General features: G+C 35.2%; 13 protein-coding genes and 1 pseudogene. 9 read left to right on the top strand and 5 right to left on the bottom strand.

What is annotated here, in order from left to right; all coding sequences use genetic code 11:
• The first annotated feature begins 348 nt into the window (after window positions 1-348).
• From rpsO to NQ163_RS16115, 6 genes are all read left to right on the top strand, one after another.
• On the top strand, window positions 349-618 hold the full coding sequence (gene rpsO, locus NQ163_RS16140) for a 30S ribosomal protein S15 (RefSeq protein ID WP_110363274.1): 270 nt from the start codon (window positions 349-351) through the stop codon (window positions 616-618).
• Between the two features lie 100 nt (window positions 619-718).
• Window positions 719-2,863, top strand: coding sequence for a polyribonucleotide nucleotidyltransferase (gene pnp, locus NQ163_RS16135; RefSeq protein WP_268191365.1), 2,145 nt, complete (start codon window positions 719-721; stop codon window positions 2,861-2,863).
• 95 nt (window positions 2,864-2,958) lie between these two features.
• Window positions 2,959-3,447: a hypothetical protein gene (locus NQ163_RS16130; protein WP_268191363.1), complete on the top strand. Its 489-nt coding sequence runs from the start codon at window positions 2,959-2,961 to the stop codon at window positions 3,445-3,447.
• A 155-nt stretch (window positions 3,448-3,602) separates the two neighbouring features.
• The gene (locus NQ163_RS16125) at window positions 3,603-4,238 is read left to right on the top strand and encodes a deoxynucleoside kinase (protein ID WP_268191362.1); all 636 of its coding nucleotides are present in this window, start codon (window positions 3,603-3,605) and stop codon (window positions 4,236-4,238) included.
• Window positions 4,239-4,353: 115 nt separating this feature from the next.
• Window positions 4,354-6,078: a tetratricopeptide repeat protein gene (locus NQ163_RS16120; RefSeq protein ID WP_268191361.1), complete on the top strand. Its 1,725-nt coding sequence runs from the start codon at window positions 4,354-4,356 to the stop codon at window positions 6,076-6,078.
• A 129-nt stretch (window positions 6,079-6,207) separates the two neighbouring features.
• A complete protein-coding gene (locus NQ163_RS16115) occupies window positions 6,208-6,999 on the top strand; it encodes a hypothetical protein (protein ID WP_268191360.1) in 792 nt (263 codons plus the stop codon).
• Window position 7,000: 1 nt separating this feature from the next.
• On the opposite strand, the gene NQ163_RS16110 is transcribed toward NQ163_RS16115, so the two are convergent.
• The 3 genes and pseudogenes from NQ163_RS16110 to ggt form a co-directional block, all read right to left on the bottom strand.
• Entirely contained in the window at window positions 7,001-7,537 is a 537-nt protein-coding gene (locus NQ163_RS16110; RefSeq protein ID WP_268191359.1) for an RNA methyltransferase, read from the bottom strand.
• Between the two features lie 87 nt (window positions 7,538-7,624).
• Window positions 7,625-8,914, bottom strand: coding sequence for an arginine deiminase (locus tag NQ163_RS16105; protein ID WP_268191358.1), 1,290 nt, complete (start codon window positions 8,912-8,914; stop codon window positions 7,625-7,627).
• Between the two features lie 214 nt (window positions 8,915-9,128).
• A pseudogene (gene ggt / locus NQ163_RS16100) lies at window positions 9,129-10,700 on the bottom strand (gamma-glutamyltransferase).
• A gap of 168 nt (window positions 10,701-10,868) precedes the next feature.
• Between ggt and NQ163_RS16095 the strand changes: the two are divergent.
• Window positions 10,869-11,549, top strand: coding sequence for a DUF4294 domain-containing protein (locus NQ163_RS16095; protein ID WP_268191357.1), 681 nt, complete (start codon window positions 10,869-10,871; stop codon window positions 11,547-11,549).
• Window positions 11,550-11,613: 64 nt separating this feature from the next.
• On the opposite strand, the gene NQ163_RS16090 is transcribed toward NQ163_RS16095, so the two are convergent.
• Window positions 11,614-12,159 (bottom strand): hypothetical protein, encoded by a 546-nt coding sequence (locus NQ163_RS16090; RefSeq protein WP_268191356.1) that lies wholly within the window; start codon window positions 12,157-12,159, stop codon window positions 11,614-11,616.
• An 80-nt stretch (window positions 12,160-12,239) separates the two neighbouring features.
• Window positions 12,240-12,893, bottom strand: coding sequence for an isoprenoid biosynthesis glyoxalase ElbB (gene elbB / locus NQ163_RS16085; RefSeq protein ID WP_268191355.1), 654 nt, complete (start codon window positions 12,891-12,893; stop codon window positions 12,240-12,242).
• Between the two features lie 119 nt (window positions 12,894-13,012).
• Between elbB and thpR the strand changes: the two genes are divergently transcribed.
• Both thpR and NQ163_RS16075 read left to right on the top strand, forming a co-directional pair.
• The gene (gene thpR / locus NQ163_RS16080) at window positions 13,013-13,591 is read left to right on the top strand and encodes an RNA 2',3'-cyclic phosphodiesterase (RefSeq protein ID WP_268191354.1); all 579 of its coding nucleotides are present in this window, start codon (window positions 13,013-13,015) and stop codon (window positions 13,589-13,591) included.
• Between the two features lie 68 nt (window positions 13,592-13,659).
• On the top strand, window positions 13,660-14,307 hold the full coding sequence (locus NQ163_RS16075) for an MBL fold metallo-hydrolase (RefSeq protein WP_268191353.1): 648 nt from the start codon (window positions 13,660-13,662) through the stop codon (window positions 14,305-14,307).
• Window positions 14,308-14,450 lie beyond the last annotated feature (143 nt).

Here is a 14,450-nt window from a genome sequence, read left to right as displayed (position 1 = left end):
GTACTGCAGAAATGTGGGAGAGTAGGTCGACGCCAACCTTTAAAAGAGTCTTATTCCAAGAGGAGTGAGACTCTTTTTTTTTGCTCTAAACTTAAAACTACTAGCCAAATAATCACTTGTGATAAGAGTTTAATGAATGCCAAGCAAGATTGAAAAAACGTAAGAGTTAAACTAATTCTCAAAAAAATATGATAAGGTCCTCATATCATATTAACTTTCAGTAAAATTCCTTCAATTCATAGGATGTTTTTCCCCTTAGAAATTGCTTTGTAGAAAATATTGCTTAATTTTGCAAATTGATTGTGAATAACAATCTTTTAAAACAATTTTAATTTTAAAATAAGAATTATGTATTTATCAGCAGAGAAAAAGCAAGAGCTTTTCGAAAAGTACGGGAAGTCTAACAAAGACACTGGGACTGCAGAATCTCAGATTGCCTTGTTTTCTTACCGTATCGCTCACTTAACTGAGCACTTGAAAAACAACAGAAAAGATTACAGTACCCAACGTGCACTGCAATTGCTAGTAGGTAAAAGAAGAAACCTTCTTGATTACTTAAAAGCAAAAGATATTGAAAGATACAGAGCTATTATCAAAGCTTTAAATATTCGTAAATAATATCATATTAAAGCAATCCCGAGCAATCGGGATTGCTTTTTATATATTGGCGACACCTTGTTGCTTATCCAAAAATGAAGTTTGAAATAAACTACAAAAGATGAAAGTGATCGAAAAAATAATTGAATTGGGTGATGGAAGGTCCATCACAATTGAAACAGGGAAATTGGCAAAACAAGCTGATGGATCTGTAGTAGTAAAAATGGGTAAGACCATGTTGTTGGCAACAGTAGTATCCGCTAAGGACGCAAAACCTGATGTTGACTTTATGCCTTTGTCTGTTGATTACAAAGAAAAATTTAGTGCATTAGGACGTTTCCCTGGTGGATTCATGAAACGTGAAGGTAGACCTTCTGATTACGAAATTTTAGTATCCCGCCTTGTGGACCGTGCTCTACGTCCATTATTCCCAGAAGATTATCATGCTGATACTTTTGTATCTATCAGTTTGATTTCTGCAGATGCAGATACCATGCCTGATGCATTGGCTGGTTTGGCTGCTTCAGCTGCACTTGCAGTTTCTGATATTCCATTCATGGAGCCAATTTCAGAAGTGCGTGTGGCAAGAGTTGATGGTGAATTTAAAATTAACCCAACTCGTACCGAATTAGAAGCTGCAGATCTTGATATGATCGTTGCTGCTACTATGGAAAATATTATGATGGTGGAAGGTGAGATGGATGAAGTTTCGGAAGCTGAAATGCTAGAAGCTATCAAAATTGCTCACGAAGCTATTAAAGTTCAGTGCCAGGCTCAGATTGAATTGACTGAGGAAGTTGGTAAAACTGAAAAGAGAGAATATTGTCATGAAAATAATGATGAAGAATTACGTCAGTTAATCATTGACAAAACTTACGATAAAGTACTTGAAGTTGCTCGTCGTAAGAATGCAAACAAACACCAGCGTGCTGAAGATTTTGCAGCTGTTAAAGAAGAGTTTGTTACTGAATACTCTGAAGGAAAAGAGGAAGAAGAAATAAATATGACACTTATTGGCCGTTACTACCACGATGTGGAAAAAGAAGCGGTGAGAAATATGGTGTTAGAAGATAGATTGCGTTTAGATGGTCGTCAAACTGATGAGATTCGTCCTATTTGGTCTGAGATCGATTACCTTCCTGGCGCTCATGGTTCTGCAGTATTTACTCGTGGTGAAACTCAGTCATTGACATCAGTTACATTAGGTACTAAACTTGATGAAAAGATTGTAGATGACGTATTGTACCAAGGAAAAGAAAAGTTCGTTCTTCACTATAACTTCCCTCCATTTTCAACTGGAGATGCTCGCCCTTCACGTGGTATTAGCCGTCGTGAAGTAGGTCATGGTAACCTTGCTTTCCGTGCATTAAAGGGAATGATTCCAGCTGATTCTCCATATGCAATTCGTGTTGTATCTGACATTTTAGAATCAAATGGATCTTCTTCAATGGCTACTGTTTGTGCTGGTACCTTAGCATTAATGGATGCAGGTATTCAGATTAAGAAGCCTGTTACCGGTATCGCAATGGGATTAATTTCTACTGCAGGTGCTGAAAAATATGCTGTTCTTTCTGATATCTTAGGTGATGAAGATCACCTTGGAGATATGGACTTTAAAGTAACTGGTACCAGAGATGGTATTACAGCTACTCAAATGGATATTAAAGTTGATGGCCTTCCTTATGAAGTATTGGCTCAGGCTTTAGAACAAGCTCGTCAAGGTCGTCTTCATATTTTAGATAAGATTGGTGAAACTATTGAGGAGCCGAGAGAAGACTTGAAACCACATGCTCCACGTATCGTTTCTATGGATATTCCTAAGGATATGATTGGTGCTGTTATCGGACCTGGTGGAAAAATCATTCAGGAAATTCAGGAAGTAACTGGTGCAGTTATTGTAATTGAAGAAGTTGATGGCAAAGGTGTGGTTGATATCTCTGCAGATAACAAAGAATCAATCGATGCTGCTGTAGCAAGAGTAAAAGGTATTGTTGCTGTTCCTGAAGTTGGAGAGATCTACAAAGGAAAGGTAAAATCAATTGTTACTTTTGGTGCTTTTGTTGAAATTCTTCCAGGTAAGGATGGATTGCTTCATATTTCTGAAATAGAACACAGAAGACTACAAACAGTAGATGAAGTGTTGAAAGAAGGCCAGGAATTAGAAGTTAAATTAATCGATATCGATGCAAAATCTGGTAAACTTAAACTTTCAAGAAAAGTATTATTACCAAAACCAGAAAGAAAGAAAAAAGAAGAAAATAAATAATCGATATATTTTTATTCTTAATCCCGGGAAATTATTCCCGGGATTTTTTTTTGTATATGCTTTGTCTATTTTAGCAATGTAAATGAAAGGAAGAGATGGAAAACAATTGGGTAGATCAGATATCTGAAAAAGTAGATGAACAAGTAAAGGATTTTATATCTGTAAAAGATTTTCGATTTTATCAGATTGAGAAATTGAAACGCATTGCCAAATTTTTGAATAGTCAAACGTCTTGCTTGGATTGTAAATATGCAAAAGTAGAGCTGGAAAAAATCATTGATGATTTGGATCGTTTGATCAACAAATCTGGTGTAAATAGAAGTGAATATGAAAAGCGCGTAGAAAAACTTTTAAAACACTTGAAAAATCAGCATGGAGTTTATCAAATCCATCATTTTACTTATACCTACTCAGCCATATTTGCATTGGTAGGAGTTGTTTTTGGCTTGTTATTAACTTATGGGATGTTTTATCATTTTAATCCGACTGTTTTTTTCTTATGTGCTGGTGTTGGGATGATTGTGGGTAACATTTTAGGCAATAGAAAAGATCGGGAATGCAAACGAAAAGGAAAGCAATTATAAGATATTTCTAACTTGCTCAAAAATAACTGACTATAGAATTAAGAAGTTGGTGTTGATTTTTTTTATCAAAATTGGCTCTTTCTTTTTTTAAAAAAGCCTGATATTTGCCCTTCATTTTCTATTTTTATGACTCCAAAAACGCAAATACATTTTTAATGGATTATAATTTTATCGTAATTGAAGGTAATATTGGTGCCGGGAAAACGACTCTTTCACATAAAATATCAGAGGAGCGGAATGCTAAACTGATACTAGAGCAGTTTGCTGAAAATCCTTTTTTGCCAAAATTTTATAAAGATCCTGATAAATACTCCTTTCCATTGGAAATGTCGTTCCTGGCAGATAGATACAATCAGCTGAAGAAAGAATTAAGCGAGCGTGATTTGTTTAAATCTTTTACCATTTCGGATTACTATTTTATGAAATCCTTGATATTCTCAAAGCAAACTCTCCAGGATGATGAATATACTTTGTATCGTCAGTTTTTTCATATCATTTACAATTCCTTACCTAAACCCGATTTGTATGTTTACCTGCATTCCAATGTAGAGAAACTATTATCGAATATCAAAAAGAGAGGAAGAGAATATGAACAAGAGATTACTGCTGAATATCTATTAAAGATACAAGACAGTTATTTTGAGTTCTTTAAACAACAACAAGGTCATAAATTTTTGGTGATTGATACCAATAATATCGACTTTGTTAATCAAGAAAGTGATTATGAGAAAATTACCAAGGCAATTTTCGAAACCGAATGTAAACAAGGTTTAAATAGGATAATTCTCTGAAAGCCCTGAAAATCCAAATAAAAAGACGGAATAAATTTAATTTGCATAAAATTTTCTTAAATTTGTTTTTGAACTAGAATATAATTTTAAAAGTTAAAATAATTAAGTAGTTGTTATGAAAAGATCAAAGGTTATTTCCTTAGCTTCTTTGGCTTTAGCAGGATTGGTACTTACAAGCTGTGCTGGTCTTAATAAAATGAAGAAAGAAGCAAGCGATATCAAGTATCAGGTGACTCCTGAAGTTTTGGAAGCACACGCTGATATGGTTGATGTAAAAGTTGTTGTTAACATTCCAGGCGGATATTTTAATAAAAAAGCCGTTCTTGTTGCAACTCCTGTTTTGAAGTTCGAAGGTGGTGAAAAAGCATTCGCATCAAAAACTTTACAAGGCGAGAAAGTTCAAGGAAACAATACTGTAGTTCCTTTTGAAACTGGAAAAACTATTACCTATACAGGTAAAGTTCCTTACGAGCAAGCAATGAGAATTTCTGACTTAGAAGTTAGAATGACTGCTAGCAAAGGTGAGCAATCAGTTGAATTCGATCCTTACAAAATTGCTGATGGTGTAGTTGCTACTGCTACTTTGGTACAAAATAACCCAATGAATATCGTGGGTAAAGATGCATTCCAAAGAATTATTCCAGAAACACAAGAGGCAGATCTTCACTACCTAATCAACAGCTCACAAGTTCGTTGGTCAGAAATGAAAGCTGAAGATGTTAAAGCTCTTAAAGCTTACTTAGACGCAGTTAAAGCTGACGAAAAGAAAGAATACAAAGGAGTTGAAGTTTCTGCATATGCATCTCCAGATGGTAAGCAAGATTGGAACGAGAAATTAGCTGGTAAGCGTGAAGTTTCTTCTTCTAAGTACATCAAGAAAGAAATGAAGAGAGGTAAAATGACTGAGTATGCAGCTGATGATTTCTTCAAATCTAAAGTTACTCCAGAAGACTGGGAAGGTTTCCAAAAATTAATGAAAGCTTCTAACATCCAAGATAAAGAGTTGATTCTACGTGTTCTTTCTATGTACTCAGATCCTGAAGTACGTGAAAAAGAAATCAGAAACATTTCTGCTGCTTTCGACGATGTTAAGAAAGAAGTACTTCCTAAATTAAGAAGAGCTAAATTCACTGTTAACGTTGACCTTATTGGTAAGTCTGACGCTGAATTGAAAGATCTTGGTATGAACAACCCTTCTGAACTAAACGTTGAAGAATTATTATATTCTGCTACTTTAGTGAAGTCTGCTGACGATAAATTGAAAATTTACGAATCAGCTAAGAAGCAATTCTCTAAAGACTGGAGAGGTTATAACGATGCAGGTATGATCTTATTCGGTATGGGTAAAGTAGCTGACGCTAAATCTAACTTCGAAAAAGCTGATAAACTTTCTGCAAACAACCCAGTTGTGAAAAACAACTTAGGTGCTGTTGAGTTAGTAAACGGTAATGTTGCTGAAGCAGAAGTTCTTTTTGGTGCTGCAACTGGTGCTGGTAAAGAAGTTAACTACAACCAAGGTATTGTTGCTATCATGAAAGCTGATTACGATACTGCTGTGAAGCACTTCGGTGATTGTCCATCAGTAAACGCTGCTTTAGCTAACATTTTAGCTGGTAAGAACAATGTAGCTCTTGAAAAATTAAACGCTAACACTAGCGATGCTGCAATGGTATACTACCTAAAAGCTGTAGTAGGTGCGAGAACTGATAACAATAACTTAGTTTTCACTAACCTTGAAACTGCAGTAGCTAAAGATGCTTCTTTAAAATCAGTAGCGAAGTCTGATATGGAATTTGCTAAAGTATTTGAAGATGCTAAATTCAAAGCTATCGTTGAGTAATTAAAAATTACAAGATATATGAAAAGCGATCCTTTTTAGGATCGCTTTTTTTGTTTAGATACCTAAAATATTTATTCTATTTTTTTATCTTAGACGATTCTTATTTAGGAATTAAACAAGGATAAAAAGATGGAGATTACAATTCCTCAGAAGCTAACAAATAACTTTCAGGGTGTAGTATTTTTTACCGATTTGTATCATCAAACAAAAAAATGCTATGGTGAAGAAATCGTATTTAACTTTGAGGAAACAAAAGTTATTGAATCTAACTTGTTTTCAGTTTTAGGTTGTTTAATTTCTGGCTTGGAGAAGAAGAAAAATAAGCCGCGCTTAATTGGAATTCAGGAACCAATTGATAACCTATTTAATACAAAAAAATTGGTGAATGGTGCTGCCAAGAAAGATTTATGGAAGCACTTAATCAAATGTCAGAATTTTACAAGTCCAGACGAAGGAGCTTTATCAGAGTATCTGGAAACCAAAATATTTCCTGAAAGACCGGATATTAGCTTAAATCAGCATTTGAAAATGGCAATAGAACTTTGTGTTGCCGAGGTTTTCAGAAATGCCTTTGTGCATAGTAAATGTCGTGAGGTTTTTATATCGCATTATTTTTCGGTATACAACAAGAAGTTGTTTGTTACCATTGTTAACAAAGGGAAGTCATTTGTTGATATATCTTCAAGCAATCATCCCATAGCAGCTGTTGAATGGGCTGTGCAAAATGGAACCACTACGTTTAAGAGGAATCACAAAGGAATTGGTTTGTTTACCATCAGGCAATTTGTTCAACAAAACCAAGGAAAGATTCAGATCTTGTCGGGAACAGCAGTTTGGAAACAGGTAAAACAACGAACCTTCTCAAAAGAGTATGAGAAGGCTTTTCCAGGAACGATTATTACTTTAGAATTTAACCTTTAGGCTATTTCTGATAGTTCATTTTAGAGAACAAGTCCCAAAGAACAATACCACAACTTACCGAAATATTGAAGGAGTGTTTGGTTCCAAATTGAGGGATTTCAATACATCCGTCAGAGGCATCAACAATTTTTTGTTGTACTCCTTTCACTTCATTGCCAAAAATTAATCCATATTTTTTGTTAGGATTGGTCTCGAAATTTTCCAGAGATACGCTATTCTCAGCTTGCTCAACAGAGTAGATATCAAATCCATTTTCTTTTAATTTTGTAACCGCATCCTCGGTGTTCTTAAAATATTCCCATTGTACCGAATCTTCTGCCCCCAATGCTGTTTTGTGCAATTCTCTGTGTGGAGGAGTTGCGGTAATGCCACATAAATAAACAGCTTCAATCAAAAGGGCATCCGAAGTACGAAATACAGAACCAATATTATTTAGACTCCTCACATTATCCAATACGATAACAATTGGAGTTTTATCTGATGCTTTAAATTCTTCCAGGCTTTTGCGATCTAATTCGCTGTTCTTTAATTTTCTCATTTTATTGTTCTGTATTCTTTATTGCGGAACAAAAATAAAAAAAGGAATCCGAATGGGATTCCTTTATATGGTATTTTGTGTAATTTCTTACCAATTAACTGGTTTACGACGTACTGGCATTGTCATGCATCGTGCACCACCACCACCACGAGGTAGTTCAGAACCTTCAATGGTAATTACATATTTTTCGTAATCTGAAAGTTCAACTTTATGACGAATGATATCTTTTGCACGAAGAATTTCGAAACCATTTTTGTTCATCGCTTCCATGGTATGGATATTTCGACCATAACCAACCACTTTACCAGGACCTACAGCAAAGAAGTTCGCACCACTGTGCCATTGCTCTCTTTCCTGGTTCCAAGGATCACCATTTCCACCACAGAAAATTGGCTTAAGATCCATACCTAATTTTTTTAATGCTTCAAGAAGGTTGTTTTCTCTTCTAATATCAAGCACTTTTCCATTTTGGATCGTTATGTGTACAGTTTGATATTTGTTTGGACGCATGATTAATGGTTCGTAAACCATACATTTATCAACATCTAACAGTGTAAATACCATGTCAAGGTGAATGAATGATTCTGGTTGACTTGGTAATTCCTGTACCAAAATGTGACGTTGTTTTTCCTCTTTTTGCGATAATAGCTGAGCAAGAATAAAATCAATTCCTTGAGTTGTAGTTCTTGTTCCATTACCAATAACCAAGATGTCATCGCGAGCGATAAGAACGTCGCCGCCTTCAATCATACAATTAGGATCCACTGATGGATTATCGATTGGATTTACCGTTTTTGTATTAAAGCCTGGAGTATAATCGAAAATTGATTGCATGATTAATGATTCGCGATCGCGAACGCCATTAGCCATTTTACCAATCAATACTTCGTTCAATACCGACATTGAAGCATCGCGAGTAAAGAAGAAATTGTGAAGCGGACGCATTGCAAAACGTTCCTTGCTCAAAAATTTGGTAAGGTTATCTCGCTTTAGTGGCACACCTTCAATTAAAAGAGTAGCCAATTCATTTGCATCCTGATCCAACAAATAATCTTTAATACAATAGGTATTGCCTTTTACACCTACCTGAGGTTCCATTAGGCAAATTTTATCAATAACAGCCTCTTTTGCTTTGTCGTTCTTCAGAACATTAGCCAAAAGATCTTTAACCTGGTAAGTTTGTGCAATTTCTCCTAAAACACCACTTAGCTGCTTGTATTCTTCTCTTGCAACAGCAAGGTTCAAAATATCGCTATAAAGTGCTCTTTCGGCATTTTCAGGAGTCATATTTTCGACTTCTGCACCCGGAGTATGAAGGATTACTCCCTCTAATTCACCAATCTCCGATCTAACATTTAATTCTACATACTTAGTCATGCCCGATCTGTTATGTCTTTTTTAAACTTGTTTGTTGTACTATATTGTGATTTGCAAAAGAAGTAAAAATTAAGTGCATCCCAAAAAATAGTCTTAAGTAAATTTCATGTTTTTTAAAATCTCCACAAATACCTATTAATCTAGATAAATAGGGGATTTTTGTGTATTTAATTAAAAATGCCACTTATGTAAATAAATGTTGATTAATCAAGTTTTAGTAACCAGTAGCCTGACCATCTTTTCTTGATTCAGAAGCACCATAATATACACTGTTTTTTTCGTCAAACATTATGGCCTGATATCCACCAAATCCACCAGTGCTATATTTTATTTTATGGCCCTTTTGCATTAATTCTCTTATGCTTTGATATGTAATACCCGATTCAAGGTTTACCCAGCCACCATCTTTCATTTTTGTGCCAGTTGGCTGCGACGAACCTTCATGTCGAATTCGTGGTGCGTCTCCTGCTTCCTGCAGGTTCATTCCGAAATCAATTAGGTTAACTACTACCTGAGCATGTCCCTATGGTTGCATGGCACCACCCATCAAACCAAAACTGATGTATGGTTTTTCATCTTTTGTAATAAAGGCAGGAATGATGGTATGAAATGGTCTTTTCCCGGGAGCATACACGTTCGCATGACCTTCATCCAGACTAAAAAGTTCCCCTCTGTCCTGAAGAACAAAACCAAGACCTTCAGGTGTCATTCCCGATCCCATTCCTCGATAATTACTTTGAATTAGTGATACCATATTGCCTTCTTTATCAGCAACGGTAAGATAAATTGTATTGCCTTGTTCCAATTCTCCAGCAGGATATTCTCTAGCAGCTTTATTAGGATCGATTAATTCTTTTCGCTCCAATGCATATTCGTTTGAAATTAATGCTTTTATAGGAATGTTTGAAAAATCAGGATCGGTGTAGAATTTTGCACGATCTTCGAATGCCAACTTTTTTGCTTCAATAAAAGTGTGTAAGTAATCCGTTGAGCCAAATCCCATCTTGGCAATATCGTAATACTTTAAGATATTAAGAATTTGAAGGGCGGCAGTTCCCTGTCCGTTTGGCGGCAATTCCCAAACCGAATATCCTCTATAATTTACTGATATAGGATCAACCCATTCCGATTTGTGTGTGGCTAAATCTTCGTAAGAAAGAAATCCGCCTTGTTCTTTAATGTACTTTGCAATGCTTTTGGCAATATCGCCTTTGTAAAATGCATCCCGACTACCTTTGGCTATTTTTTCATAGGTGTTTGCCAGGTATGGATTCTTATAAACTTCTCCTTTTTTTGGCATTTTTCCATTTGGCATATAGGTTTCTGCAAAGCCTGGATATTTTTTCAGCTTTTCTGCTGAACGGTTCATGTAATAGGCTATGAGTTCGCTAACAGGAAAGCCTTCGCGTGCATATCGAATAGCTGGTTTAAGAATCTCTTTCATATCCATATTACCAAACTTTTCGTGAATGGAAAACCAGCCATCAACACAACCTGGAACCGAAACAGGTAGTGGGCCATATGCGGGTATTTTTCCATTGGTATTTTGCTTTAAATAATCTAGCGTAAGTGATTTGGGTGAGCGGCCACTTCCATTTAATCCGTACAATTTTTTTGTTTTTGCATCCCAAAGAATTACAAAAATATCACCACCAATTCCACATCCAGTGGGTTCCATTAATCCGAGAGTTGCATTGGCAGCAATGGCTGCATCAACCGCATTCCCACCCGATTTGAGAATTTCAAGTGCCACTTGTGTTGCCAATGGTTGACTGGTACAAGCCATTCCATTTTGAGCAATTACTTCTGAGCGAGTTGCAAAATTGAATCCTGTTATTCGATCTTGAGCAATACCATTTATCGAAAAAATCAGCAATAGAAACAGGGGAATAAATTTTTGCATGATAGTATGTTTTGGTAATTTCTTTAAAGATAGAAAGATTAACTTTGAATTGTGAAGCAATTAATTGGATTAGGCATATTAATAATGTGTGGTATTTTGATTTTGTTGGGTGCAGAATCAAATGCAAAAACTTATGCTGAAGTTAGAACCAATTTTGTGCCGGATACTGTGGTTTTTGCTGATACAAATTTGCATGTAAACCTCGATGAAATAAATGTTAAAAGATACAAGAAAAGAAAAAGAAAACATTACCGCAGTACACGCAAATATTGGCGTACGGTTCGCAATGTAAGAATTGTTTACCCATATGCCGAAGAAGCCAACAATACCATTGTTCGACTAAATGAACAATTGAAAAATGTGCATAGTAAAAAGGAACGCAGGAAATTAATCAGGAAAGAATACAAAGGCTTGATGAAAGAGTACAAAAAGCCATTAATGAAACTGAAGATTTCCCAGGGAAAGCTATTAATGAAACTGATTGACCGAGAATCGGGAAATAGTAGTTATTATCATTTAAAGGAGTTAAAAGGATCGGTAACAGCCGTGTTTTGGCAATCAATTGCAGCGATGTTTGGAACTTCGTTAAAGGCAGAGTACGACCCTTTAGGAAAAGATTGGATGGTAGAAGAAATTTTAGATCGAATTAAAAACAGGGAGTTGCCACCGCCTTATCCGCTACGTTCCAAAAGGAAGTTTTCGAGCGCAAAAGAAATGGTTCCGAACACATAGGTAAATTTTCTGCACAGTTCGGAAATCCTTTTAATATGTGCGCAATGCTTATTTCCTGAAATAATTAGAATAGTTTTTCAATTCTATCATCGAATAGCTGCGATTTCTCAATATATTCCTTAAACTTTTCAGGATTGGTATCGAGATGTGCTTTAAGAATCTTAAAATGATCGTCTCGTTCTTGTTCAATACTCATTCTGTACCGGTTCATCAGTTTTTCGGTTACCGATTCCCATGAAAAGTATTTGTGCAAGCTAAACTTGAAAACAAAACTCAGTAGTAGCGAAATCAATAAAAGGGTCCAATTCGAAACGGGGAATTCCAAGACCAATGATATCATTAATATAAAAACTGGAATTACCGATGAAACACAGAAAATGCCAATCATTAAATTATTATAGTACTCAGAAAAACGAGCAATTTTCTTTTTTGTAGAACTGTAAAATCCAAGCCAGTGAATAAACAAGTTAAGCGACATGGAGTATAAAATAATAGCTACTTCGGGAGCAGAATTTAAGCTGAAAAATATCCCTACAAACACTAAAATATTCGATATAATAAAAGGGTAAATATGGTTTTCGCCAGGATCTTTGGTATTTCTGTTCTTCATTGTTTCAATAATAAAGAAAGTACGCATTTGTAAACTATGCGTACTTCCATTTTAATATTCTGAACTTTCTGTGTCAATTATTATAGAGCCATTATTGTTTTTACAACATTTTCGGCTCCTTCACCAATTTGAGCAATTGTTGCATCAAGCATATAACATGGTGTGGTTACAATTTTATTTTTTTTATCGAAAACAATTTCACCATGACCAGTATTCACATGTGTTGCACCTAAAGATGTAATTGCCTCTGCAGTTCCCATATCTTGTCCGATGGTAACTTCAACTTTGCCAAGTATTTTAGCAATTAGGGCAGGTGCAATACACAATGCTCCAATTGGTTTTCCAGCTTCATACATGGCTTTCAATGCAGTCTCAACATCTGGATTTACATCACATTCAGGACCTTTAAAAGCAAATGTACATAGGTTTTTTGCAACGCCAAATCCGCCAGGGAAAAGAATAGAATCATAATCCTTAGCATCGAATTCCTTTAAATCTTTAATATTCCCTCGTGCAATACGAGCCGCTTCAACCAATACATTTCTTTTTTCGGCCATTTCCTCGCCAGTAATGTGGTTGATAACATGATATTGATCGATATTAGGAGCAAAAATATCGTATTCGCCACCATTTTTCGAAATGGCATATAATATTAAAGTAGCTTCGTGAATTTCAGACCCATCGTAAACGCCCGAACCAGCTAATACGACAGCAAATTTTTTCTTTGAGTTCATGTTGATATGATTTAAATATTTAGATGCAGATTATTTTGTATAATTTGTGGACTCGAAACTATAATACCAATTTTACTTTGATGTAATATTGGTATAAATTATTTAACTCATAGATTCAAGTGGAAACCAAACGTATTTTCATAGCAATAAAGATAAATAATACCGATCAAATTCGTGCGATTTTTCGACAAGTTCAGGTAGATTTAAAGGATGAGTGGATAAAGTGGGTTGATTTTAAAGGCTTACATATTACTTTTGGGTTTATTGGTGCAACTGATATAAGAAAAATAGAATTGATAAAAAATCGATTAAGGACATGTGCAGCAAAATTTCTCCCTTTTCGAATTCAATTAAACTCCTTGGGTGCATTCCCATCTATTAACAGAGCAAGAGTGTTGTGGATAGGTGTTAATACTGATGATATGATGTATCAGTTGAGAGATGAAATTTTGAAGCATTTGCAAAATATAGTTGAATTTCCTGATACCAGATTTTCACCACACCTAACCATTGGCAGAATAAAATATGGTGTTAAAAATCCTGATAAAGTAAAAAGTATCCTGGAATCTCATGAAAGTTGGAGAGATGAAGAAATACTTATATCAGAATTTGTTTTAATGGAAAGTAAACTTACTCAACAGGGACCAGTTTATGAAGTAATGGATCGCTTTGAGTTAAGAGGAACTAGTTCTCATTAGATTTTCATCATTACATATTTCTAGTTCGTTGAAATAAATGTAAATTTGGGCTACAAAAAATAACAAATATGATTACGATAGAAACATTGGTGTTTAATCACTGGCAAGAAAATACCTATATATTACATGATGAAACAGGAGAAGCAGTTTTAATTGACTGTGGAGTGTTTTTCGAAGAAGAAGGAAAAAAATTAATCGATTTTGTGGAAAAAAAAGGGTTAAAGTTGGTAAAACAATTAAATACTCACCTGCACATCGATCACGTTTTGGGTAATCAGTTTATGAAAGACACGTTTAATTTACTAACCTGTGCTCATAAAGATGATGAATTTTTGTTGGCAGAAGCTCCTAATTATGCGGTGCGTTTAGGACTTGAGAATGTTGTCGAACCTCCTGCAATGGGCGAAGCAATTAAAGATGGTGATGTAATCAAATTTGGAAATTCTGAATTAAAAGTATTGCATGTACCGGGACATTCGCCGGGACATGTTGTGTTTTACAACGAAGAACAAAAATTTGTGATTGCTGGTGATGTTTTATTTCGCGAAAGTATTGGTAGAACAGATCTTCCTTACGGAAATTACGAACAATTAATCGGAGGAATCAAGGAGAAACTATTGGTTCTTGCTGATGATGTAGAGGTTTATCCTGGTCATGGTCCATCGACAACAATTGGTCACGAACGCAACAACAATGTGTTTCTGAAAGGATTATAATTTTAGTTTCATAGATATAAAGCCTCTTCTTTTTGAAGGGGCTTTTTCTTTTTTAATGATTGTTGATAGACTAAACAAAATTATTAACATGTTCGAGATTAAAAACCCAAGTTAAAATATGACAAAAGTCATCTTTGTATTAA

This window comes from Marinifilum sp. D737, assembly GCF_026672275.1.
Classification (GTDB): Bacteria; Bacteroidota; Bacteroidia; order Bacteroidales; family Marinifilaceae; genus Marinifilum.
The sequence above is the reverse complement of the archived record's forward strand: the minus strand, read 5'-3'. Positions and strand labels throughout refer to the sequence as shown.

What these genes read in the sequence shown, in the direction of transcription:
- rpsO (WP_110363274.1), top strand. Translation starts at nt 349, where the DNA reads ATGTATTTATCAGCAGAGAAAAAGCAAGAGCTTTTCGAAAAGTACGGG.
- pnp (WP_268191365.1), top strand. Translation starts at nt 719, where the DNA reads ATGAAAGTGATCGAAAAAATAATTGAATTGGGTGATGGAAGGTCCATC.
- NQ163_RS16130 (WP_268191363.1), top strand. Translation starts at nt 2,959, where the DNA reads ATGGAAAACAATTGGGTAGATCAGATATCTGAAAAAGTAGATGAACAA.
- NQ163_RS16125 (WP_268191362.1), top strand. Translation starts at nt 3,603, where the DNA reads ATGGATTATAATTTTATCGTAATTGAAGGTAATATTGGTGCCGGGAAA.
- NQ163_RS16120 (WP_268191361.1), top strand. Translation starts at nt 4,354, where the DNA reads ATGAAAAGATCAAAGGTTATTTCCTTAGCTTCTTTGGCTTTAGCAGGA.
- NQ163_RS16115 (WP_268191360.1), top strand. Translation starts at nt 6,208, where the DNA reads ATGGAGATTACAATTCCTCAGAAGCTAACAAATAACTTTCAGGGTGTA.
- NQ163_RS16110 (WP_268191359.1), bottom strand. Translation starts at nt 7,537, where the DNA reads ATGAGAAAATTAAAGAACAGCGAATTAGATCGCAAAAGCCTGGAAGAA.
- NQ163_RS16105 (WP_268191358.1), bottom strand. Translation starts at nt 8,914, where the DNA reads ATGACTAAGTATGTAGAATTAAATGTTAGATCGGAGATTGGTGAATTA.
- NQ163_RS16090 (WP_268191356.1), bottom strand. Translation starts at nt 12,159, where the DNA reads ATGAAGAACAGAAATACCAAAGATCCTGGCGAAAACCATATTTACCCT.
- elbB (WP_268191355.1), bottom strand. Translation starts at nt 12,893, where the DNA reads ATGAACTCAAAGAAAAAATTTGCTGTCGTATTAGCTGGTTCGGGCGTT.
- NQ163_RS16075 (WP_268191353.1), top strand. Translation starts at nt 13,660, where the DNA reads ATGATTACGATAGAAACATTGGTGTTTAATCACTGGCAAGAAAATACC.